Here is a 21251-nt window from a genome sequence, read left to right on the forward strand (position 1 = left end):
GACCTGCCGAAGAGTGTTCAGATCGCGGAACTATGCCCAGCCTTACTCAGATCATACGTGTCAAAGCTGCGCGCGATCATGCGGGTCAGCGCACGTGCTTCGGGCGGTATGAACAATCCGTTTTCATCCACGCGTAGCAACCCGTCGAAGGCCGCGTTTGCCGTTGCGTACATTTGCTGCAGTTCCGCAGTTGAAATGTCATAATCGCGCAGAATCTCGGCCGAGTTGATCTGAAAATCGCACATCAATGCTTCGATCAGACGAGACCGTAGAACATCCTGATCTTTGAACAAATGCCCGCGCGACGTCGAGAACCGCCCTTCGCGTATGGCCTTCGTATGAGCCGAGGTTGCCGGTGCGTTCTGCGCATATCCTTGCGGGAAGCGTGAGATCGAGCTGGCACCCAAGCCAATCAGAATAGGAGCTTGATCGTCTGTATAGCCCTGGAAATTTCGTTTTAGGCGACCCGCGCGCAACGCGTGGGTCAGTCCATCGTCCTGCGTTGCAAAGTGGTCGATCCCGATCTCGGCATAATTGTCCCATAGGAACAGTCGCCGGGCGGTTTCAAAAAGTTCCAGTCGCTGTTCCGGTGTGGGCAGGGCATCTGATGGAATCAACTGCTGGCGCTTGGCCATCCACGGCACATGCGCGTAGCCATAGAGTGCGACCCGGTCAGGGTTCAGCGACAACAGCTTTTGCACACTTTCGGTCATGCGTGCCTTGGTCTGGTGGGGCAGGCCATAAAGGATGTCCGCATTCAGGCTGGATATACCACGCGCTCGGATCATCTCGGCAGCTTCGCGGGTGGTGTCATAGCTTTGAATGCGACCGATGGTTTTCTGGATTTCGTCGTCAAAATCCTGAACGCCGATCGATGCGCGGTTCATCCCGGCTTCGGCCAGTGCATCCAGCCGAGCTTCGTCGATCTCATTCGGATCGATCTCGACGGAAAACTCGGCGTCTGGGCCTAAAGGCACAATCTCAAGGATTCGCGCGGCCAGATCCCGCATCAGGTCTGCATTCAACAGCGTCGGCGTACCGCCGCCCCAGTGTAGCCGCGACAATTTAACACCCTCTGGCAGGCGTGCCGCCAGCAGGTCCAGCTCGGCCTTTAGCACGTCGACATAGGCAATGACCGGGTTATCAGTCTGGGTGCCTTGTGTCCGGCAGGCGCAAAACCAGCACAGCCGACGGCAGAAGGGTACGTGGATGTAAAGCGAGATTGAACTGCCCGGAGCAATCCCGGAAATCCAGTCGCTAAACAGATCGGCCCCAACGTCATTGCTGAAGTGGGGTGCGGTGGGATAGCTTGTGTAACGCGGTACTTTCGCGTCAAAAAGTCCAAGCCGTGCCAGTTGAGGTTTCAGTGTCATAAAGATATGACTATAGCTGGAGGGCCCAGGGTACTTTGACCGAAATCAAATGGAAGCGCGAATGACACTCAAGGCCCAATTCGACCACACCAATTGCGCAGAATGCCCGATCCGGCATCGTGCGGTGTGCGCGCATTGCGAAAAGGACGAGCTGGAAGAGCTTGAGAACATCAAGTACTACCGCAGCTTTGAGGCGGGGCAGACGATCATCTGGTCCGGCGATCCGATGAATTTTGTCGGCTCGGTCGTGTCGGGAATCGCGTCTTTGACACAGACGATGGAGGATGGGCGCAGGCAAATGGTCGGCCTGCTGCTGCCTAGTGATTTCGTGGGTCGCCCTGGACGAGACAACGCGCCTTATGACGTGGTTGCAACCACCGATCTGATGATGTGCTGTTTCCGCAAAAAGCCGTTCGAAGACATGATGATCACAACGCCGCACATCTCGCAGCGTCTGCTGGAAATGACGCTGGACGAATTGGATGCGGCCCGTGAGTGGATGCTGGTGCTTGGGCGCAAGACGGCGCGGGAAAAGATTGCCAGCCTGCTTTCGATCATCGCGCGCCGGGACGCATCGATTCATCAAGCCGGAATGGTAGCTCCGATTGTCTTTGACCTGCCACTGACGCGCGAGGCGATGGCCGACTATCTTGGGCTGACCCTGGAAACTGTCAGCCGGCAGATTTCCGCCTTGAAGAAAGATCAGGTCATTACTCTGGAAGGTAAACGCCATGTAACAATCCCCGATATGGGGCGCCTAATGGAAGAGGCGGGCGACGATACCGATGGCGGGTTTCTGGTCTGATGCCTCAGCCCGCCGCCCTCGAACAATTGGGAGTCCCTTATGGAATTTAGCGGTTTACTCGCCATGCTGTTCATCGGCGCAATAGCTGGCTGGCTGTCGGGAAAAATCATGGAAGGGCGTGGGTTCGGCCTGATCGGGAATATTATAGTCGGGATTGTCGGTGCGTTTCTGGCGGGCACGATCTTTCCCGCCCTGGGCTTTGCGGTTGGCGGAGGGCTCATCTCTTCGATCTTCTTTGCCACTATCGGCGCGGTGATCCTGCTGTTCCTGATCGGCCTGATCCGCAAGACATAAAGCCGCACCAGAGACGGGCGGCTTTTGCGTTTGTTGGCGTCGTCAGTGAGCCAGAAACACGGGGATTTCTGATTGCTCCAGCATATTGCGGGTCGCACCGCCCAAAATGGCCTCGCGAAAGCGCGAATGGCCATAGGCCCCCATAACGATCATATCGGCCTCGGTATCGGCAGCGTGGCGATTGAGGATGTCTGAGACGCGCGTCATGGTCTTGCTGAGCACGTCGATTTCGCACTTCACCCCATGTCGTGCCAGCATCTGAGATAGCAGACCGCCCGGGTCCGATCGATCCGGCCCATGACGCGGTGGATCAATCACAACAATCCGTGTGAGTTCGGCCTGCTTCAAGAATGGCAACGCGCGACGGATGGCGCGCATCGCTTCGACGCTTTCGTTCCAGCCCACCATGACGGTTTTAGGGGCCGAAATCGGTTTGTTATCATCGGGCACTAACAGCACCGGCGAATGGCCTTCGAACATGGCGGCCTCGACGATGGGTTCAGCTTCTGCGTCGCGGTCTTTTCCATAAGGTCGCGGCAATACCACGAGATCCGAAAAGCGCGCGCGACGTGCGACATGTCGCCCGAGATCAGCGATCTGAGCTACCCCGTTTTCAGCGGACCAGCGCACGCCCGACTTACCCAGATAATCCTGAGCGTAGGCGAGTATCTCGTCCGCCTCGGCATTGGCGCGGCTCAGGGTCTCCTGCAGGATCAAAGCGTTTGCACCGGCATAATAATAACCGGTCTGACTGCGATCGACGCCAAGACACAACGCTTCGACATGGGCGTCCTGCCCTTCTGCCAATGCCACCATTTGTGCCAGTACGTTCTGAGAAAGCTTGGTTTCCGTCATGACCGTAAGAAGAGATTTAAATGCCATGTCGACCTCATGTTTCCGGCGCTGTCCGTTGCCAGCGCGTGTCTGTTTCTGCAAAATACCTCTCACAGAAAACAGGGGCTTGTCTTGATGCAGATCAAAGCGTCAAAGGCGACCTCGCTGCATTACAGCATGCAGTCAAAAAGGTTTCGCGTGACACGAAGAATCGCGCGAGGCATGGCAAAGGGACGCAATATGTCAAATTACATCAAGCTGATCGTGCTTGGGCTGGTGGTGCTGTTCGCAGCCATCGGCTCTAACTACGCACGGGATTTGGCGTATCAGGTGCACGCAATTCTGGTGATGTTGATCGCCGGCGGTCTGTTCATCTGGACGCTTAGAAACACGGAAGAGCCAGATATCCTCGTCGACCGCTCTGGTGAGTATATGGATGACGTGATCCGCTACGGCGTGATCGCAACCGCATTCTGGGGGGTAGTCGGGTTCCTGGCGGGGACTTTTATTGCGTTCCAGCTAGCCTTTCCGGCGCTGAACTTCGAATGGGCGCAGGGCTATCTTAATTTCGGGCGTCTGCGGCCGTTACATACATCGGCGGTTATCTTTGCCTTTGGCGGTAACGCGTTGATCGCAACTTCGTTCTATGTCGTACAGCGCACCAGCGCTGCGCGACTTTGGGGTGGAAACCTGGCATGGTTCGTGTTCTGGGGCTATCAGCTGTTCATCGTGCTTGCGGCAACCGGTTATATACTTGGTGGAACGCAGTCGAAAGAATATGCCGAACCTGAATGGTACGTTGACCTGTGGCTGACCGTTGTCTGGGTTGCCTATCTGGCTGTTTATCTGGGCACGATCATCAAGCGGAAAGAGCCGCACATCTACGTGGCAAACTGGTTCTATCTGGCCTTTATCGTGACTGTCGCCATGCTGCACCTGGTCAACAACATGACCATCCCGGTCAGCATCTGGGGATCGAAATCGGTCATCGTCTGGTCTGGTGTTCAGGATGCCATGATCCAGTGGTGGTATGGCCACAACGCCGTGGGCTTCTTCCTGACTGCCGGTTTCCTGGGTATGATGTACTACTTCATCCCGAAACAGGCTGAGCGTCCAGTATTCAGCTACAAGCTGTCGATCATCCACTTCTGGGCGCTGATCTTCCTGTATATCTGGGCCGGCCCGCACCACCTGCACTATACCGCGCTGCCTGATTGGGCCTCGACCCTTGGCATGGTATTCTCGGTGATCCTATGGATGCCTTCGTGGGGTGGTATGATAAACGGTCTGATGACCCTGTCGGGTGCATGGGACAAACTACGCACTGACCCAGTGATCCGGATGATGGTGATTTCGGTCGGCTTTTACGGCATGTCCACGTTCGAGGGTCCGATGATGTCGATCCGCGCTGTGAACAGCCTCAGCCACTATACCGACTGGACTATCGGTCACGTACACTCGGGCGCGCTGGGCTGGAACGGTATGATCACCTTTGGTGCTCTTTACTTCCTAGTCCCTGTTCTGTGGAAGCGTGAGCGCCTGTACTCGCTGCAGCTGGTCAGCTGGCACTTCTGGCTCGCCACCATTGGCATCGTTCTCTACGCGGCGTCGATGTGGGTCACCGGTATCATGGAAGGCCTGATGTGGCGTGAAGTGGACGCCAATGGCTTCTTGGTGAATTCGTTCGCTGACACCGTTGCCGCGAAGTTCCCGATGTATGTGGTGCGTGCGCTGGGTGGCGTGATGTTCGTCGCTGGCTCGCTGATCATGTGCTACAACCTGTGGATGACCGTACGGAAAGCGCCGGCCAAAGAGGCCAGCCTGACCGTCGCGGTCCCGGCTGAATAAGGAGGGCCGGAGCAATGGCAATTCTCGACAAACACAAGATCCTCGAGACCAACGCGACCCTCCTGCTGATCTTCAGCTTTCTGGTCGTGACCATCGGTGGCATCGTACAGATCGCGCCCCTGTTCTATCTTGAGAACACCATCGAGAAGGTGGAGGGCATGCGCCCTTACACCCCTCTCGAACTGGCGGGGCGTGAGGTTTATCTGCGCGAAGGCTGCTATGTTTGCCACAGCCAGATGATCCGCCCGATGCGTGATGAGGTTGAACGCTATGGCCACTACTCGCTGGCGGCTGAATCCATGTATGATCATCCGTTCCAATGGGGGTCCAAACGCACCGGGCCGGATATTGCCCGCGTCGGTGGCCGGTATTCGGATCAATGGCAGGTGGACCACCTGCGCGATCCACAATCGGTGGTGCCGGAATCGGTGATGCCGAAATACGGCTTCCTTGAGGATCGTAAGCTAGACGGCAAGTATATCGGTGACATCATGGCGGCAAATGCCGTGGTCGGCACCCCGTATACCGACGAGATGCTTGAACAGGCGCAGGCCGATTTTCGGGCGCAGGCCGATCCGGACAGCGATTATGATGGATTGTTGGAACGCTATGGCGACAAGGTCAATGTGCGTAACTTTGACGGTCAGCCCGAGCTGACTGAAATGGATGCGTTGGTTGCTTACCTCCAGATGCTGGGCACGCTGGTCGATTTCTCGACCTTCACCCCGGACGCAAGCCGTTAAAGGAGGGTGTGATGGAACTATACACAATTCTAAGGCAGTTCGCGGATAGCTGGATGTTGCTGCTCCTGTTCTCGTTTTTTATTGGCATCATCATCTGGGTTTTCCGCCCGGGTGCCAGCAAGGAATACAAGGACACCGCCAACATCCCGTTCCGGCACACTGATGCCCCAGCGCCCCGTCGGGGCGATGACAAACCCGCCACATCCAAGGAGGCGCGGCAATGAGTAAGACACCTGAAAAACAGCCGGGCGATCCTAACACCACGGGTCACAGCTGGGACGGAATCGAGGAATTCGATAATCCGATGCCGCGCTGGTGGCTTTGGACTTTTTACGCGACCATCATTTGGGGCGTGATCTACACGATCATGTACCCCGCATGGCCCTTGGTTCAATCGGCAACCGCCGGTGTGCTGGGTTGGTCCTCGCGCGAGCTGGTGCAGCAGGAAATGGTCGCGTTCGAAGAAGCGAATGCGCCGTGGAATGCCAAGTTGGTGGAAACACCGCTGGAAGAAATCTCGGCCGACGCGGAGCTGCAACAATACGCAGTTAACTCTGGTGGCGCTGTGTTCCGAACCTGGTGCGCGCAGTGCCACGGATCGGGCGCGCAGGGTGCGCCGGGTTTCCCGAACCTGCTGGATGACGCCTGGCTGTGGGGCGGCTCGCTTGAGGATATCGAGTACACCATCGCCTATGGCATCCGGAACGAGGAAAGCGACGACGCGCGCTATTCCGAGATGCCGGCCTTTGGTGAGATCCTCGAAAAGGATGAGATCACTCAAGTGGTTCAATACGTCATGTCCCTGACCAACGCCCAGACCGATGACGCGGCGGCGCAGGCAGGCAAGGTTGTGTTCGAAGACAACTGCGCGGCTTGCCACGGTGATGACGGCAAAGGCGACGTTTCCCAGGGTGCGCCGAATCTGACCGATGCGATCTGGCTTTACGGCGGCAGCCAAGAGGCCCTGACCGAGACGGTCACCTACAGCCGCTTTGGCGTGATGCCCCCGTGGGAGAATCGCCTGACCGACGCGCAAATCCGCGCCGTGACGGCGTATGTTCATCAGTTGGGTGGTGGTCAGTAAGGGTTAAAAGAACACCTCCGGGCGGTCTCCCGCCCGAAGGTCTAGGCACCGGCTGTTCCATCTGTTCGCGCGTTTCCAGAACAGCCGGTGCCGATTTTCAAACAATAGGGCTGCAATCTCTGCCGGTCCAGATACGGCATTCAAACCAGTATCAAAGATCGTTCAGATTTACATCGCGCGGGTTTTCTCTCCACCAATGATGTTCGGGCAGCCAGCGCCGCTTGCGACGGCCCGGCTTTGGCGCATCGTAGATGTGAGGCGTATTGATGCGTGTCGCGTTCAAAAAAGATCTGGCGAATACGGTCAGCATGGTTTCCCTCCTGTGCAGAGTTGTTTCTGAGCTTTAAGATTGACCTTTCGCACGCCGAATGCGACTCAATTACCATTTCAATGTGTAAGTAGGGTTTACATATGGACTGGCTATCACTGCCGCCGTTGGCCTCTCTCAGGGCCTTTGCAGCCTTCGCTGAGAAGCGAAGTGTTGTCGAGGCCGGTGCTGCGCTCAATGTTAGCCACGCTGCAATCAGCCAGCAGCTTCGCGCGCTCGAGAAACATCTGGGCGCGGCTCTGCTGGACCGAACGGGCAAAGCGCTGACACTTACCGCGGAAGGTGAGCATCTGGCCCGTGCCCTGCAGCTTGGATTTGGTGCGATCGAGGCTGCTGTGGGTGATCTGGCTCGCTCGGCTCAGGACCGCCCGGTTCATGTGTCGCTGACGTCTTCCTTCGCTGCATCTTGGCTGATGCCGCGACTGCCGAGTTTCCGCGCGACGCATCCCGATGTAAACCTGATCCTAGATCCAACCTTTGAGGTGGTCGAGCTGCAACCGGGTGGCGTGGATGTAGCGATCCGTTATGGCGCCGGCGGTTGGCCGGGGGTGGAGTGTGAGATGTTGTTGCAGACGCCGATGGTCATCGTCGCCTCACCCACACTATTGGGTAACAAGACCGATTGGTCCCCGGCAGAACTTGCGCAGTTGCCGTGGCTTGAGGAAATTGGCACGACTGAGGGGACAAAATGGCTGACTGAGCGAGGTGTCGGACCCGAACGCGGCGCGGGGCGTACGCAGCTTCCCGGTAACCTGCTGCTGGATGGTTTGCGGTCTGGGCAAGGGGTCACCGTCACTGTGCGACAATTCGTCGAAGCGGACATCAAAGCGGGCCGCATCGTCGAACTGTTCGCCGAGCCGGATACGCGCGGGTATCATATAGTTACGCAAAAACAAGCTCTTAGGCGATCTGTGAAAATTTTCATCAACTGGCTGAGGCGCGAAGCGCGAAGCCAGCAATAATTCACGCGTCTAAAGGTGTCTGCACGATGCGCGTTTTGACCCATGTCAAAGTCCCTTGCCTCGTGATCTGGAAGAACACACACTCAGAATAGCCAGTTGCGGAGCCAGCCTGTGAGCGATTCCAATCCCACCCCCAGTCTCTACGCCGCCAGAGAGCCGATTTTCCCGAGACGTGTGTCCGGCCCGTTTCGCAAATTGAAATGGATCATCATGGCGGTGACGCTGGGCATTTACTATGTGACGCCTTGGATCAGGTGGGATCGTGGTCCAAGCCTTCCGGATCAGGCCGTTCTTCTGGATCTGGCGAACCGCCGCTTCTATTTCTTCTGGATCGAGATTTGGCCGCACGAGTTCTATTTTGTCGCTGGGCTGCTGATCATGGCGGGTTTGGGTTTGTTCCTGTTCACCTCGGCGCTTGGGCGGGTCTGGTGCGGGTATGCCTGCCCGCAGACGGTTTGGACGGACCTGTATATCCTTGTAGAGCGCTGGATCGAGGGCGATCGTAATGCGCGCCTGCGTCTGCACAGGCAGAAAAAGCTGGATTTCCGCAAGGCGCGGCTGCGCCTGACCAAGTGGGTCGCTTGGTTCTTCATCGGGCTCGCAACTGGTGGCGCCTGGGTTTTCTATTTTGCGGATGCACCAACTCTGGCGCGTGATCTGGTCACCGGAAACGCGCATCCAGTGGCCTATACGACGATGCTGATTCTGACCGGCACCACGTTTTTCTTCGGTGGCTTTGCACGCGAACAAATCTGCATCTATGCCTGCCCATGGCCGCGCATACAGGCCGCGATGATGGACGAGGACACCCTCGTCGTCGGATATCGCGAATGGCGGGGTGAACCACGCGGCAAAGGCAAACGTACGGCTGACAGCGAGCTGGGCGATTGCATCGATTGTATGGCTTGCGTCAATGTCTGCCCGGTAGGGATCGACATTCGAGACGGTCAGCAACTGGAATGCATTACCTGTGCGCTTTGCATCGACGCCTGCGATGACATGATGGCCAAGATAGGCAAGCCCCGTGGTCTGATCGATTATATGGCGCTGAGTGATGAGGCCCGCGAACGCGAAGGTCAGCCACCCAAAAACGTTTGGAAACACATCCTGCGTCCGCGCACGATCCTGTACACGGCGCTATGGTCACTGGTCGGATTTGCACTGCTCTTTGCGCTGTTTATTCGTTCGGATATCGATTTGACGGTTGCGCCGGTGCGGAATCCGACTTTCGTTACCCTTTCAGATGGCACGATCCGTAACACCTATGATGTACGCCTGCGCAACAAACATGGCGAGGATCGGCCATTCAAACTGACGATTGCGGGCGATCCATCGCTGCAGATTGAAATCGAAGGTGTTGAAGGCGAGACTGTTAATGTCACTGCAGATACGGCACAATTGACCCGCGTCTATATCACCGCTCCGCAGGGTACTGCCCCTGCGGCGGCTGACAGCACCTCGGTTCGCATCTGGGTCGAAGATCTGGAAAGTGGTGAGCGGGCCTACAAGGATACCAGTTTCAACGGACGAGGAAGCTGAGAATGGCAGAACGTCAATTCACAGGCAAACACGCATTGGCGGTATTTGTCGCGGCCTTTGGCGTGATCATCACGGTGAACCTCGTCTTGGCTTATAGTGCAATCAAGACCTTTCCGGGGCTTGAGGTGAAGAACTCTTATGTAGCCAGCCAGGAGTTCAATGAACGTTTGAAGGAACAGCAGGCCTTGGGTTGGAATATCAAGGCCGAGCTGACCGGAGGGCTGCTGGTGCTATACATAACCGATCAGACCGGTTCCCCTGTTGAAGTGGCAGATCTGCAGGCCGTGGTGGGGCGCGCCACCCATGTGAAGGAAGACTTCTCGCCGGACTTTACTTTTGATGGCATCGCCTATGCCGCTCCGGCTGCCCTGGGCGAAGGGAACTGGAACATTCGCCTTGTGGCCAAAGCAAAAGATGGTGCCGAGTTCGCGCAACGTGTGCCCCTGTATGTGAAAGGTTAGAGATGGTTGCGCAAGCCACTCCATCTCGGGCAGCCTGTCCTGGCTGCATCGCAGCCCCGGCGGAAGCGGCGCGGCCAATCCCAGAGGATGTGCAGATCGCGCTGTCGCTGCCGGGCATCCACTGCTCGGCCTGCATCTCTACGGTCGAGCGTGAGTTGAATGCCCATCCCGGCGTTGAAGACGCGCGGGTCAATCTCACGCTGAAACGCGCGATGATCAAGGCGGCACCGGATACGCGCGCCGCCGATCTGATCCCGGTGCTGGAGCGCGCTGGCTTTGAAGCCCACGAACTGGATCCGGGTGCGCTTTCGGCTACGCAAACCGATAAGGCCGGGCGCGATCTGCTGATGCGGCTGGCAGTGGCGGGTTTTGCTTCGATGAACGTGATGCTGTTATCGGTGTCGGTCTGGTCCGGCGCCACCGATGCGACGCGCGACATGTTCCACTGGATATCTGCGGCGATTGCGCTGCCTGCAATTGCGTTCTCGGCCCAGCCTTTCTTTTCCAACGCCTGGAGCGCGCTGCGCGTACGCCGGTTGAATATGGATGTGCCGATTGTTTTGGCGATACTGCTAGCTCTGGTCACGTCGCTTTGGGAAACTGCACTCAGCGGTGAACATGCTTTTTTCGACGCGGCTTTGACCCTGACATTCTTCCTGCTAGCGGGCAGGTATTTGGACTATCGCACCCGTGCCGCGGCACGTTCGGCCGCCGAAGAACTAACCGCGCTGGAGGTCCCGCGCGCCATCCGGCTCGTGGATGGGACCGAAGCGGAAGTGGCGGTGGCGAGCCTTAACGTGGGTGATCTGATTCTGGTTCGCCCCGGAGGGCGCATGCCAGTGGATGGCGAAATCATCTCGGGCCAGTCCGAGTTGGACCGGTCGCTGCTGACCGGGGAAACCCTCCCGGTCTTTGCCGAGGCCGGGCTGAACGTCAGTGCAGGTGAGGTTAACCTGACCGGCCCTCTGACCATCCGTGCGACGGCAGTCGGGGAAGATACCTCGCTGCACCGTATGGCGGATCTGGTAGCCATCGCTGAATCGGGCCGGTCACGGTATACCTCGCTGGCAGACAAGGCGGCCAAGCTTTATGCGCCGGGGGTACACATACTCTCCGCGCTCAGCTTCTTAGGATGGTATATTTATTCGGGCGATATCCGGACGGCGCTGAATATCGCTGCGGCGGTTTTGATCATCACATGTCCCTGCGCGCTGGGCTTGGCAGTGCCGGCGGTAACCACTGCTGCATCAGGCCGATTGTTCCGCAGTGGCATGCTGATCAAACACGCGACCGCGTTAGAACGGTTGGCCGAAGTGGATACGGTGGTGTTCGACAAGACCGGAACCCTCACATCCGGTGCGCCTGAGTTGACCAACCTTGGTGATCATTCGCGTAGCGATTTGCAAGTGGCTCTGGCATTAGCCGAAGCGTCTTCGCACCCCTTGTCGCTTGCCCTTGCAAAGGCTGCGCGTGAGGCCGGGATCAAGCCTGCCAAGTTGCACGATGTTGTTGAGGTGCCGGGATATGGCACTGAGGGCGTTTACCGCGATCAGCAGGTCCGGCTGGGTCGAGCGGCCTGGGTCGGCGGCGAAGATGGTGAGCAGACCGCAGCCTGGCTCGCAATCGGATCGCGGACGCCATCGCGCTTTACTTTTACCGACAGTCTGCGCGCAGGCGCTGCCGAGGCGGTCGCGGCTTTCCGTGCGGCAGGCAAAGACGTCATCCTGATTTCGGGCGATACGCAAGGCGCGGTTCAGGCCTTGGCGGGCAAGCTTGGCATTGAGAACTGGATCGCCCAGGCCTTGCCTCAAGACAAAGCCGCCAAGGTGCAGGAGCTGAGTGATCAAGGTCGGCACGTTCTGATGGTCGGCGATGGGCTGAACGATACGGCGGCATTGGCGGCGGCGCATGTCTCGATTTCTCCGGCCAGCGCCTTGGATGCCGCGCGGGTGGCGTCGGATATCGTGCTACTGGGCAATGATCTGTCCCCAATCGCTGAGGCTTGCGATACAGCCGTCAGGGCGACGCGTCGGATTCGCGAGAATTTCCGGATCGCCACTGTCTATAACATCATCGCGGTCCCGCTGGCCGTTGCCGGGTTGGCGACACCCCTTATTGCGGCATTGGCGATGTCGACCTCGTCGATTACTGTTTCGCTGAACGCCTTGCGGCTGAGGTAACTCTGATGGAAGTGCTTGCCTATCTGATCCCGATTTCCCTGCTTTTGGGCGGGGTTGGCTTGGTTGCGTTTATCTACACGGTCCGCTCGAACCAGTATGAGGATCCCGAAGGCGATGCGCGCCGTATCCTAAGCGACGAATGGGATGACAAGCCCAAGCCCTGACAAGGGCGTCAACAGCCCTTGAATTTGCCGCAATGCCCGGCTATGTCCGGCCCATCCGCTAGAAGAGAGATTGTAGCCTCATGGCAACCTTAAACCCGATCCAGTTCATTCAGCAGGTCCGCGCAGAAGTCGCAAAGGTCGTCTGGCCGACCCGTCGTGAGGTTCTGTTGACCACGGTCATGGTGTTCATCATGGCTGCGCTGACGGCTGTGTTCTTTGCGCTGGTTGATCTGGGCATTCGCGGCGGTCTGCAACTGGTACTCGGCGCGTTCAGCTAAGCCGGTTTGGGCAAGCTGAAACGCGACTGCCCCCTTGCACAGCTTGCGATGTCAGAGTAGGTGACATGACTATTCGGAATGGGCGTGCGGCGAATCGGGCTGCGCGCCGCTTTTTATTCCGGGTGACGCAATAGGATTTCAACGAAGGGCGCGATGCGTCGCAGCCCAAAGGCAAACAAGGACGACAGGTTCATGGCGAAACGGTGGTATTCGGTCAGCGTTCTTTCGAATTTCGAAAAGAAGATCGCAGAGCAGATCCGCACGTCGGTGGCTGAGCAGGGCCTTGAAGACGATATCGACGAGGTTCTGGTGCCCACCGAAGAGGTGATCGAAGTGCGCCGGGGCAAGAAGGTCACCACCGAACGCCGCTTTATGCCGGGTTACGTGCTGGTACACATGGAAATGTCGGATCAGGGCTATCACCTGATCAACTCGATCAATCGCGTTACCGGCTTCCTGGGCCCCCAAGGCCGCCCGATGCCGATGCGCGACGCCGAGGTGAACCAGATCCTCAACCGCGTTCAGGAAGGTGAAGAAGCGCCCAAGCTGATGATCAGCTTCGAGGTCGGCGAGAAGGTCAAGGTCAACGACGGCCCGTTCGAGGATTTCGACGGCATGGTCGAAGGTGTGGACGACGAGAACCAGAAACTGAAAGTTTCGGTTTCGATCTTTGGCCGCGAAACACCGGTTGAGCTGGACTTTACGCAGGTCACCAAGCAGAGCTGATTGGTTTCCATCGTACCATCGTTTGGGGTGCCTTATGGGCACCCTTTTTACGTTTGGGGCGTGCTCATCTGCCAGACAGTTTGATCCTCACCAAAACCTTTAAGTGATACAGTTCCGACCGGTTCGCAGAGTGTCGGGAGAAATGCTGCGGCTGTATCCGAAAGGACATGGTCGCAATCCAAGTCTGTGGCCGCCGCTACAAGTCTAGCCGCCAAATTGACGTCTGGACCGATGGCCGTGAAATCCAGGCGGTCCCCGCCACCTACATTTCCATAGTGGAAGCGACCATGATGGATCGCAGTCCGTGCGCCTAGCTTGTGCTGGAAATCGGCCTCGGCCAGCGACGCCACACCCTCGCGCACCGCTGCGATGGCGGCCTGAATCTGCACCTTTGGCGGAAGATCCGTGCTGGTAGGGAAGATGGCAAAAAAGCCGTCGCCCATGAACTTCAGAATCTCTCCGCCGTGGTCCATGACCGACGGGACAAGGCAATCAAACGTGTCATTCAGCAGCCGGACCAGCGTATCGCCGGAAACCGAATTCGAAAGGCGGGTAAATCCCTTGAGATCCGCAAACAGGATAACGGCCTCGATTTTGCTGCCATCACCGCGATGTACTTTACCGTCCAGAATGTGGGCGCCACTGTTACGGCCGACATAGGTCGACAGCAGGTAGGTCGCGTCGAGCCGCAGCATATAGGTTTCGGTCAGGCGGGCGAGCGGACCGCGAACCCGGTTCAGGATCGCCAGATCACTCTCTGAAAACCCACCGGGCGTGGCACTTGACCAGGTGCAGACATGGGTATCGCCGTTGAGATAGATCAGCGGTTGCGCCAGGTAATCGGTGAAGCCCTGCTCGCGCAATTCGCCAACAATGATGTAATCCTCGGGGCAGTTGGGATCTTCCAGATGGCGGCGGACGGGTTGCTGACGCTCAATCACATGCGCAAGGGGGTTATCGGTGTAGATCGCCTCGGTGAACAATTGAGACGGCGCGTCGACACGATCAACGCCAGCGCCCGCTTTCCACAGGAAACGTCGACCCATCAGATTGGGATGCAGCGTCCAGATGAACAAACCGAACCGATCGATGGCCACACCGGCATCCAGCAGACGAGTACAGATACCTTCGATGATATCGACCGCATTTCCAGCTGGGCGGGCACCGTCAACCATCCACTCGATCAGAGCGTCGATCTTGTCATGTTTTGAGATCGGTTCCGGTGGGGTCGGCATAATGGCACCCTCAATATAGAACGCCGCGATGCAAACAGACACCGCGGCGTTATTTGTATCAGCCTCGCAGTGGCTGAAGCGACTTAGTGCGCGACTTACTGCGCTTGAACCATAGCGGCTCGCAACAGTTGCGGGCGGTCGGTCTGGGATGGCAGGAAGACGGCCTGCGAACCGGCATCCAGCGCCGAAAGGCTCGCATCGTACCACTGCATCGCAAGATCGCGACGCTGTTGCACACCAAAGCCTTCGCGCAGATGGTGGCCGATCAACTCTCCATAGGCAGGCTCACCCATCGCGACTAGCATCAATGCGGAACCGACTGCCGTGTCCATGTTGTCCTGACGGTAGCCCATCGACAGACAGACTTTGCTTGTCGCGGCAAGATCAGCGGGGCTGAGGCCCGAGTCCAGCGCAAGCTTGCGTACCTGGGTTTCAGCTTCTGCCTTCGAGCTGATCGACAGCGCATCAACTTGCGGTGCCAACATTTCACCGTACGAGTCGCATTGTGCGCTCACCTGATCCGGCGTCAGCCCCTGGATATCCGCCATCAGATCTTCGCCACGCGCCATTGCATAGCTGCGAGCAAGGCAGAACTGTTCGCTGAGGGCAAAATCGGCATCCGTCATATTTGACAGTGTCGTGTAGCCCCCGTTGGTCGAGGTCTGCAGCATCACCCCGCTACACCGATTGGCCAGCGATGGGCCGCCGGTCCCGCCGGAAAACAGGCTTGGCAGGCTGGCAGAGGCTGTTTCAGTTGTATTGGCCTCGGGCTCTGGTTCCTGAGCTTGAGGAACCACAACCGGAATCGTGGTTGCTGGGGCTTGTGCTGGTGCCTGAGGGGCAGCAGCCAGGGCAGAGCCGGTTTGTATCTGCCGACGGTATTCCATCAAAAGCGGTTGGCCTGCGAGTTGGGTTGTCGTCTGACCGCCGCTTGTCGCCCAGTAATAGGCCTGCATCAGGAAGTCGCGCTGATAGGGCTGGAAGTCATAGCCATTCACGGGGTAGCCCATCGAGACCTGATAGCGTTCGATCGCAGACCGCGTGCCACGACCGACCTGACCATCAACGCGACCGGCGTTGTAGCCGAAATAGTTGAGCGCGGTCTGGGTTTGCGCCCCTTGTGTGGTCGACGGAATTCCGGGGCGATAAGTGCGTGTTGTTGTTGACCTCGTCCGGGCCTGCTGCTTTCTCTGCTGATCCCGGCCGATAGCGTAGCCGATGACGCCACCAACCACAGCACCGCCCAGTATCTCGCCAGCATCGGCCCGCGCGGTCTGAGGAGAAAACGCCGCAAATGACAGCGCGATGCCAACTGTTATTAATAAACGAATGATCATAATTAACCTCCACCAAAAATACTAATTTCGTCGAGTATAGCACAGCTGCGAGTATTGAGGTGATGGGGGTGGCGAAAACCCGACCATCCCGCAACCACCGCGCAGATTCTGCATTGATATTAATTTCTTAAGAGCTGTCAGTCGCACCTTGTTAGTAACGATCTGTACGCCGAGAGCGTATGAGACCCACTTGGGGGCTTGATTCGATGTGTGAGAGCAGGGCAGGCCACTTGCCAACCCCGCCGTTCCGCTGTAAATGCCGCCCCTATCGTCTTCGGGCGAGATTCTCTCGTGGGAGGTTGCTGGGATCGCGATCCCGGATCGGACCACGCAACATAGTCTGGGTGAAACGCGTTTCACCTAAGTTGAAAGGAAAACCAAATGGCCAAGAAGCTTGCTGGTACAATGAAGCTGCAGGTTCCTGCAGGTCAGGCGAACCCGTCGCCACCAGTTGGTCCGGCGCTGGGTCAGCGCGGCATCAACATCATGGAATTCTGCAAGGCGTTCAACGCCAAGACCGCAGACATGGAGCCCGGCGCTCCGTGCCCGACCGTGATCACTTATTATCAGGACAAGTCCTTCACCATGGACATCAAGACGCCGCCCGCGTCTTACTACCTGAAAAAAGCGGCTGGTCTGAAGCCGGTTGGCAAGCGTAACCGTCCTCGTGGTGCGGAAAACCCAGGTCGTGAGACCGTGGCAACCGTAACCTCGAAGCAGGTTCGTGAAATCGCCGAAGCCAAAATGAAAGATCTGAACGCCAACGACGTCGAAGGCGCAATGCAGATCATCCTGGGCTCGGCCCGCTCAATGGGCATCGAGGTGAAGTAAGATGGCAAAACTCGGTAAACGTACCCGCGCTGCGCGCGAAGCTGTCGCTGGCAAGGAAAACCTGTCGGTCGAAGAAGCTGTTTCCCTGGTCAAAGGCAACGCGACCTCGAAATTCGACGAGACCATCGAGATCGCTCTGAACCTTGGCGTTGACACTCGTCACGCAGATCAGATGGTTCGCGGCGTTGTTGGCCTGCCGAACGGTACCGGCAAAGCGATGCGCGTTGCTGTATTTGCTCGTGGCCCCAAGGCAGACGAAGCGAAAGAAGCGGGCGCAGATATCGTTGGCGCAGAAGATCTGATGGAAACCATTCAGGGCGGCACCATCGAATTTGATCGCTGCATTGCAACCCCGGACATGATGCCGATCGTCGGTCGTCTGGGTAAAGTGCTCGGCCCCCGCAACCTGATGCCGAACCCCAAAGTTGGCACCGTGACCATGGACGTGAAAGCGGCTGTGGAAGCAGCAAAAGGTGGTGAAGTTCAGTTCAAAGCGGAAAAAGGCGGCGTTGTGCACGCCGGTGTTGGCAAAGCGTCCTTCGACGAAGCCAAGCTGGTCGAAAACGTCCGTGCCTTCATCTCGGCTGTTGCGAAGGCCAAACCGTCGGGTGCCAAAGGCACCTATATGAAGAAAATCGCGCTGAGCTCGACCATGGGCCCGGGTGTGACTTTGGACGTGGCGGCTGCTGCGGGCGAATAAGCCTTAGCGTTTAGCTTTGAGAACTTGATCCCGGGTAGTGAGAACTGCCCGGGATTTTTATTGCGCACCACATGAGAAACAGGCTGTAGCTGTGTGATAGCGCGGTTGCTTGCACCTCAATTGAAATCTTGAAGTTTTGCCAATTTCAAACCCGGTTACAGCTAAGCTGACTAAAAAGCAGCGATACACACAAACATAGATTCACTGCTTCAGCAGCGGTGGCTAAAGAAGCGATTGAACTAGGGGGTGCGGTCTGACACAGTTCCCCCATTGCCGTGTAGTAGCTGTTCGAGAATACTCATCAATGAACCAAAATATTCGTCAGAAATCACTTCCAGAAGATCGACGCGCCTTTTGGGACCAGTTTTATGCGAAATCGGCAGGGTCATGGGAGCTTACCTTGCCGTCGCAATTCGCAGCGTTTGTGGCAAATGAGATTGATCGGCAGTCACATGTCATTGACGTAGGGTGTGGGAATGCCCGTGACAGTTTTTTCTTTTCACGACACGGGTTCAAAGTGACCGGCATGGATGCGTCTGAGGCAGCGATTGCGTCAGCGCAAAAGCATGCACAAAAGCAGGGCGGCGACGATCTTGAATTTGTTCAGACCAATCTCGAAGATGGATTGATTGAGCGTGTGTTGTCCGAGCGACGATCTGAAATCGTTTGCGTTTATGCTCGGTTCTTTTTGCATGCGATCACAGATGATGAAGAAGATGCTCTGATCCGGGCGCTGCGGAGCGAGTGCAGGCCTGGCGATGTCGTAGCGTTCGAATATCGAACGTTGGCGGACCGAGCCACAACGAAAATTGCGGCGCCGCATTTCCGGCGATACGTAAGTGCGACGGATCTGGATTCAAAAATGGAAGCCTCAGAATTCCGAAAGTGTTATGGCGTCGAAGGCAGTGGTTTCGCAAAATATAAAACAGAAGATGCGATCGTCGCCCGCGCGATCTATGAAAAAACACAATGACAGAAGAAGAGTTAATCAAGGAGCTTGCCTCACTTCGAGAGCATGTTTTCACCCATGCTGCGGCACAAACTGCACTACCACGGCCTCGTAAAACGCGCTTGGCTGTCAATTCGCTAAAGGAACCAATAAAGCGCTTGGAAAACCAGGCGCTATTTGATGACTGGGAAGAGACCTATATCCTTCTTTGCTGCCATGGGAGAACAAAGCCTGCCCGGACGCACGGTAGGCTAAAGCATATGGAGACTCGCTATGCGGATCAGGGCAAAGAGGCGCGCTTTGCCTCGTTCTTTGAGCGCGTGAAGCAGACGCTATACCCCGATTTCATTACACCGCATGGCTATAACAGAACATTCGGGGAAAAGACTGGCGATGATATCTTTTCAAAGCTTGACGCCGAGCTTGAACCCGTAATCCGTTTAGGAAAGCCGATCATGCTGTACGCTGGCGCATTGTTGGGTCATGTTCGCGAGGGTGGATTGATCGGTCACGATGACGATGTCGATTTTGCGGTGTATTTGGGTGAGTCCACGCTTGAAGGCGTCGCAAAAAAATGGGCTGATTATCAGCGAAAGTTGCTGGACAGCGATTGCTTGGATGACAATTCGCTGAAAAACAGCATTCCTATCTTCAAAGTCAAAAATAACTTGGGTATTGATATCGATCTGTTTCCGGCTTGGACGGAAAACGGGCGCTTTAGCGTGTATCCGTACTCACTTGATGATCTGCCGGAAAGCGCGATTTTCCCACTCAAATCGCTTAACGGTGGTGAAATCATGCTGCCACAGGACGCGCCTGCATTGCTGGCCCAAAGTTACGGTAACAATTGGCGGATACCGGACCCGCTTTTTCATTTCCATTGGCGACGGGCGCGCCGTAAGTTTGCACCTTTGTGTCAGCGCGACTTTAGTATCGGTTGAAAGCGCCGCGCCATAGGCCCTCAAGTTGCAATCACATTTGTGCCAAGGGGGTAAGTCAGGGGTATGCCTGACCAGATCAATGTAGGGATATGCGCTTTGTCGCGGGAGGGGTGAGGCTATGGTTTGTGCGCAGCGGATTCTGCAAGCCTTAATGTCGGCTTGTTTCCCAATAACCAAGAGGTCTCAGAACATTTCCAGCTATGTGGCTTCCTCTGCGCAGAAGACGCGAGTCACCTAAATTTACCCCTTGGAAACCCGGCCCATCTGTCCTAAGTAGAGCCACGGAATAAAGCGTGCGATTCGTCGTGCGCTTTATTTTGTTTCGTCCAAGACGGTGGGTGGGTCCATCTGGCCCCTTAATTCCCTGCCTGAGACGGGTAAGACCAAAGAATTCTGAGGGTCACGATCCTCGGGCGCATTTTGGCCAATCCCGTAACAACGGACCTGAACGCCGGAGCGAAAGCTGCGGCAAATATGAGCCGGGGTGAGATATCGCCCCTAACTTGGAGAGAACTGTGGATAGAGCCCAGAAAGAGAAAGTGGTCGAGGAACTCGGCCAAATCTTCGAAAGCTCTGGCGTCGTAGTGGTTTCGCACTACGCCGGTCTGACAGTTGCCGAGATGCAGGACCTTCGCGCACGTGCTCGTGACGCGGGTGGTGCCGTGCGTGTTGCCAAGAACAGGCTCGCCAAAATCGCCCTTGAGGGTAAGCCGTGTGAAAGCATGGCCGACCTGCTGACAGGGATGACCGTTCTGACCTATTCCGAGGATCCCGTGGCAGCAGCCAAGGTGGCCGAGGACTTCGCCAAGGATAACAAGAATTTTGAAATCCTCGGCGGTGCAATGGGCGAGAACGCTCTGGACCGCAAAGGCGTTGAAGCCGTTTCGAAAATGCCGTCTCGTGAAGAGCTTATTGCTTCGATCGTGGGCTGCATTGGCGCACCTGCTTCGAACATCGCCGGCGCGATTGGCGCACCTGCAAGCAACATCGCAAGCATCCTTTCCACCATCGAAGAGAAGGCGGAAGCTGCGTAAGCGGTTGGCACTGAATGATCTGCGTAGGGTAAATACCCTGACGTTGGAACACACACTGTAAACGGAAAGAGCTGATAAAATGGCTGATCTGAAAGCACTCGCAGAAAGCATCGTGGGTCTGACCCTGCTGGAAGCACAAGAACTGAAAACTATCCTCAAAGACGAATACGGCATCGAGCCTGCAGCTGGCGGCGCCGTAATGGTTGCAGCTGGTGGCGACGCCGGTGGCGCAGCTGAGGAAGAAAAAACCGAATTCGACGTCGTTCTGAAGAACGCCGGCGCTTCGAAAATCAACGTGATCAAAGAAGTTCGCGGCATCACCGGTCTGGGCCTGAAAGAAGCCAAAGAGCTGGTCGAAGCTGGCGGCAAGATCAAAGAAGGCGTGTCGAAAGACGAAGCCGAGGAAGTCAAAGGCAAGCTGGAAGCAGCTGGCGCCGAAGTCGAGCTGGCCTAAGCCAACCGACAGGTGCATCGCTGATGCGCCGCAAAATTTGGCTGGGTCCGGAGAAATCCGGGTCCAGCCGAACCTGTCTTAGAAAGGGCCTCATTGTCTGGGGCGTTTTCTAAGACACGGTTTTCGGATCGGGAGGCCACCTTCGGGACGG

General features: G+C 56.8%; 25 protein-coding genes. 19 read left to right on the plus strand and 6 right to left on the minus strand.

Features of this window, described 5'->3' with window-relative positions:
- Positions 1-17: 17 nt before the first annotated feature.
- Positions 18-1373: an oxygen-independent coproporphyrinogen III oxidase gene (hemN, locus tag ACR0MP_RS17540; RefSeq protein ID WP_170406528.1), complete on the minus strand. Its 1356-nt coding sequence runs from the start codon at positions 1371-1373 to the stop codon at positions 18-20.
- Between the two features lie 61 nt (positions 1374-1434).
- Between hemN and fnrL the strand changes: the two genes are divergently transcribed.
- Entirely contained in the window at positions 1435-2178 is a 744-nt protein-coding gene (fnrL, locus tag ACR0MP_RS17545; protein WP_170406526.1) for a transcriptional regulator FnrL, read from the plus strand.
- 39 nt (positions 2179-2217) lie between these two features.
- The gene (locus tag ACR0MP_RS17550; protein ID WP_170398637.1) at positions 2218-2472 is read left to right on the plus strand and encodes a GlsB/YeaQ/YmgE family stress response membrane protein; all 255 of its coding nucleotides are present in this window, start codon (positions 2218-2220) and stop codon (positions 2470-2472) included.
- 42 nt (positions 2473-2514) lie between these two features.
- On the opposite strand, the gene ACR0MP_RS17555 is transcribed toward ACR0MP_RS17550, so the two are convergent.
- On the minus strand, positions 2515-3354 hold the full coding sequence (locus tag ACR0MP_RS17555) for a universal stress protein (protein ID WP_480887356.1): 840 nt from the start codon (positions 3352-3354) through the stop codon (positions 2515-2517).
- Positions 3355-3546: 192 nt separating this feature from the next.
- Between ACR0MP_RS17555 and ccoN the strand changes: the two genes are divergently transcribed.
- Genes ccoN through ccoP form a run of 4 tightly spaced genes read left to right on the plus strand, consistent with a single transcriptional unit; the run spans position 3547 to position 6981 of the window.
- Positions 3547-5154, plus strand: coding sequence for a cytochrome-c oxidase, cbb3-type subunit I (gene ccoN, locus ACR0MP_RS17560; RefSeq protein WP_170398630.1), 1608 nt, complete (start codon positions 3547-3549; stop codon positions 5152-5154).
- 14 nt (positions 5155-5168) lie between these two features.
- Positions 5169-5897: a cytochrome-c oxidase, cbb3-type subunit II gene (ccoO, locus tag ACR0MP_RS17565; protein ID WP_170398627.1), complete on the plus strand. Its 729-nt coding sequence runs from the start codon at positions 5169-5171 to the stop codon at positions 5895-5897.
- An 11-nt stretch (positions 5898-5908) separates the two neighbouring features.
- A complete protein-coding gene (locus ACR0MP_RS17570) occupies positions 5909-6121 on the plus strand; it encodes a cbb3-type cytochrome c oxidase subunit 3 (protein WP_170406523.1) in 213 nt (70 codons plus the stop codon).
- A complete protein-coding gene (gene ccoP, locus ACR0MP_RS17575) occupies positions 6118-6981 on the plus strand; it encodes a cytochrome-c oxidase, cbb3-type subunit III (protein ID WP_170398621.1) in 864 nt (287 codons plus the stop codon). The genes ACR0MP_RS17570 and ccoP overlap by 4 nt, the downstream gene beginning before the upstream one ends.
- Before the next feature lie 151 nt (positions 6982-7132).
- Here the strand turns inward: ccoP and ACR0MP_RS17580 are convergent, their stop codons facing one another.
- Positions 7133-7291 carry a hypothetical protein gene (locus ACR0MP_RS17580; RefSeq protein ID WP_170398617.1) on the minus strand — a complete coding sequence of 53 codons (159 nt, stop codon included), beginning with the start codon at positions 7289-7291 and terminating at the stop codon, positions 7133-7135.
- A 101-nt stretch (positions 7292-7392) separates the two neighbouring features.
- On the opposite strand from ACR0MP_RS17580, the gene ACR0MP_RS17585 reads away from it, so the two are divergent.
- The 7 genes from ACR0MP_RS17585 (at position 7393) to nusG (ending at position 13619) form a co-directional block, all read left to right on the plus strand.
- Positions 7393-8271 (plus strand): LysR family transcriptional regulator, encoded by an 879-nt coding sequence (locus tag ACR0MP_RS17585; protein WP_170406517.1) that lies wholly within the window; start codon positions 7393-7395, stop codon positions 8269-8271.
- Between the two features lie 111 nt (positions 8272-8382).
- A complete protein-coding gene (gene ccoG, locus ACR0MP_RS17590; protein WP_170736306.1) occupies positions 8383-9810 on the plus strand; it encodes a cytochrome c oxidase accessory protein CcoG in 1428 nt (475 codons plus the stop codon).
- A gap of 2 nt (positions 9811-9812) precedes the next feature.
- Entirely contained in the window at positions 9813-10271 is a 459-nt protein-coding gene (locus ACR0MP_RS17595; protein WP_170406514.1) for a FixH family protein, read from the plus strand.
- Between the two features lie 2 nt (positions 10272-10273).
- Positions 10274-12451: a heavy metal translocating P-type ATPase gene (locus ACR0MP_RS17600; RefSeq protein WP_480887354.1), complete on the plus strand. Its 2178-nt coding sequence runs from the start codon at positions 10274-10276 to the stop codon at positions 12449-12451.
- A 5-nt stretch (positions 12452-12456) separates the two neighbouring features.
- A complete protein-coding gene (gene ccoS, locus ACR0MP_RS17605) occupies positions 12457-12615 on the plus strand; it encodes a cbb3-type cytochrome oxidase assembly protein CcoS (protein ID WP_074737762.1) in 159 nt (52 codons plus the stop codon).
- 80 nt (positions 12616-12695) lie between these two features.
- Positions 12696-12893: a preprotein translocase subunit SecE gene (secE, locus tag ACR0MP_RS17610; protein ID WP_170398600.1), complete on the plus strand. Its 198-nt coding sequence runs from the start codon at positions 12696-12698 to the stop codon at positions 12891-12893.
- Between the two features lie 192 nt (positions 12894-13085).
- Positions 13086-13619 (plus strand): transcription termination/antitermination protein NusG, encoded by a 534-nt coding sequence (gene nusG, locus ACR0MP_RS17615; protein WP_152459924.1) that lies wholly within the window; start codon positions 13086-13088, stop codon positions 13617-13619.
- Between the two features lie 47 nt (positions 13620-13666).
- Here the strand turns inward: nusG and ACR0MP_RS17620 are convergent, their stop codons facing one another.
- Together ACR0MP_RS17620 and ACR0MP_RS17625 are read right to left on the minus strand one after the other, a co-directional pair.
- The gene (locus tag ACR0MP_RS17620) at positions 13667-14854 is read right to left on the minus strand and encodes an adenylate/guanylate cyclase domain-containing protein (RefSeq protein ID WP_480887352.1); all 1188 of its coding nucleotides are present in this window, start codon (positions 14852-14854) and stop codon (positions 13667-13669) included.
- A gap of 95 nt (positions 14855-14949) precedes the next feature.
- Positions 14950-16191, minus strand: coding sequence for a peptidoglycan-binding domain-containing protein (locus ACR0MP_RS17625; protein ID WP_170406505.1), 1242 nt, complete (start codon positions 16189-16191; stop codon positions 14950-14952).
- 381 nt (positions 16192-16572) lie between these two features.
- On the opposite strand from ACR0MP_RS17625, the gene rplK reads away from it, so the two are divergent.
- Together rplK and rplA are read left to right on the plus strand one after the other, a co-directional pair.
- The gene (gene rplK / locus ACR0MP_RS17630) at positions 16573-17022 is read left to right on the plus strand and encodes a 50S ribosomal protein L11 (protein WP_010440985.1); all 450 of its coding nucleotides are present in this window, start codon (positions 16573-16575) and stop codon (positions 17020-17022) included.
- 1 nt (position 17023) lies between these two features.
- Entirely contained in the window at positions 17024-17722 is a 699-nt protein-coding gene (rplA, locus tag ACR0MP_RS17635) for a 50S ribosomal protein L1 (protein WP_010440987.1), read from the plus strand.
- 239 nt (positions 17723-17961) lie between these two features.
- Here the strand turns inward: rplA and ACR0MP_RS17640 are convergent, their stop codons facing one another.
- Positions 17962-18111, minus strand: coding sequence for a hypothetical protein (locus ACR0MP_RS17640; RefSeq protein ID WP_480887350.1), 150 nt, complete (start codon positions 18109-18111; stop codon positions 17962-17964).
- A gap of 11 nt (positions 18112-18122) precedes the next feature.
- Between ACR0MP_RS17640 and ACR0MP_RS17645 the strand changes: the two genes are divergently transcribed.
- From ACR0MP_RS17645 to rplL, 4 genes are all read left to right on the plus strand, one after another.
- Positions 18123-18695 (plus strand): class I SAM-dependent methyltransferase, encoded by a 573-nt coding sequence (locus ACR0MP_RS17645; RefSeq protein ID WP_480593435.1) that lies wholly within the window; start codon positions 18123-18125, stop codon positions 18693-18695.
- Entirely contained in the window at positions 18692-19612 is a 921-nt protein-coding gene (locus ACR0MP_RS17650) for a LicD family protein (RefSeq protein ID WP_170406498.1), read from the plus strand. The genes ACR0MP_RS17645 and ACR0MP_RS17650 overlap by 4 nt, the downstream gene beginning before the upstream one ends.
- A gap of 515 nt (positions 19613-20127) precedes the next feature.
- Positions 20128-20646, plus strand: coding sequence for a 50S ribosomal protein L10 (gene rplJ / locus ACR0MP_RS17655; RefSeq protein WP_170406495.1), 519 nt, complete (start codon positions 20128-20130; stop codon positions 20644-20646).
- Positions 20647-20725: 79 nt separating this feature from the next.
- Entirely contained in the window at positions 20726-21100 is a 375-nt protein-coding gene (gene rplL, locus ACR0MP_RS17660; RefSeq protein ID WP_010441182.1) for a 50S ribosomal protein L7/L12, read from the plus strand.
- Positions 21101-21251 lie beyond the last annotated feature (151 nt).

The sequence above is a fragment of the Ruegeria sp. K3 genome, from assembly GCF_056531845.1.

Bases quoted from the DNA above. Each gene is read 5' to 3' on its own strand.
- ccoS (WP_074737762.1), top strand. From the start codon at position 12,457: ATGGAAGTGCTTGCCTATCTGATCCCGATTTCCCTGCTTTTGGGCGGG.
- ACR0MP_RS17555 (WP_480887356.1), bottom strand. From the start codon at position 3,354: ATGGCATTTAAATCTCTTCTTACGGTCATGACGGAAACCAAGCTTTCT.
- secE (WP_170398600.1), top strand. From the start codon at position 12,696: ATGGCAACCTTAAACCCGATCCAGTTCATTCAGCAGGTCCGCGCAGAA.
- rplA (WP_010440987.1), top strand. From the start codon at position 17,024: ATGGCAAAACTCGGTAAACGTACCCGCGCTGCGCGCGAAGCTGTCGCT.
- hemN (WP_170406528.1), bottom strand. From the start codon at position 1,373: ATGACACTGAAACCTCAACTGGCACGGCTTGGACTTTTTGACGCGAAA.
- ACR0MP_RS17620 (WP_480887352.1), bottom strand. From the start codon at position 14,854: ATGCCGACCCCACCGGAACCGATCTCAAAACATGACAAGATCGACGCT.
- ccoO (WP_170398627.1), top strand. From the start codon at position 5,169: ATGGCAATTCTCGACAAACACAAGATCCTCGAGACCAACGCGACCCTC.
- ACR0MP_RS17580 (WP_170398617.1), bottom strand. From the start codon at position 7,291: ATGCTGACCGTATTCGCCAGATCTTTTTTGAACGCGACACGCATCAAT.
- rplK (WP_010440985.1), top strand. From the start codon at position 16,573: ATGGCCAAGAAGCTTGCTGGTACAATGAAGCTGCAGGTTCCTGCAGGT.
- nusG (WP_152459924.1), top strand. From the start codon at position 13,086: ATGGCGAAACGGTGGTATTCGGTCAGCGTTCTTTCGAATTTCGAAAAG.
- ACR0MP_RS17625 (WP_170406505.1), bottom strand. From the start codon at position 16,191: ATGATCATTCGTTTATTAATAACAGTTGGCATCGCGCTGTCATTTGCG.
- ACR0MP_RS17640 (WP_480887350.1), bottom strand. From the start codon at position 18,111: ATGACCCTGCCGATTTCGCATAAAACTGGTCCCAAAAGGCGCGTCGAT.
- ACR0MP_RS17550 (WP_170398637.1), top strand. From the start codon at position 2,218: ATGGAATTTAGCGGTTTACTCGCCATGCTGTTCATCGGCGCAATAGCT.
- ACR0MP_RS17570 (WP_170406523.1), top strand. From the start codon at position 5,909: ATGGAACTATACACAATTCTAAGGCAGTTCGCGGATAGCTGGATGTTG.
- ccoP (WP_170398621.1), top strand. From the start codon at position 6,118: ATGAGTAAGACACCTGAAAAACAGCCGGGCGATCCTAACACCACGGGT.
- ACR0MP_RS17585 (WP_170406517.1), top strand. From the start codon at position 7,393: ATGGACTGGCTATCACTGCCGCCGTTGGCCTCTCTCAGGGCCTTTGCA.
- fnrL (WP_170406526.1), top strand. From the start codon at position 1,435: ATGACACTCAAGGCCCAATTCGACCACACCAATTGCGCAGAATGCCCG.
- ccoN (WP_170398630.1), top strand. From the start codon at position 3,547: ATGTCAAATTACATCAAGCTGATCGTGCTTGGGCTGGTGGTGCTGTTC.
- ACR0MP_RS17595 (WP_170406514.1), top strand. From the start codon at position 9,813: ATGGCAGAACGTCAATTCACAGGCAAACACGCATTGGCGGTATTTGTC.
- rplL (WP_010441182.1), top strand. From the start codon at position 20,726: ATGGCTGATCTGAAAGCACTCGCAGAAAGCATCGTGGGTCTGACCCTG.
- ACR0MP_RS17600 (WP_480887354.1), top strand. From the start codon at position 10,274: ATGGTTGCGCAAGCCACTCCATCTCGGGCAGCCTGTCCTGGCTGCATC.
- ACR0MP_RS17650 (WP_170406498.1), top strand. From the start codon at position 18,692: ATGACAGAAGAAGAGTTAATCAAGGAGCTTGCCTCACTTCGAGAGCAT.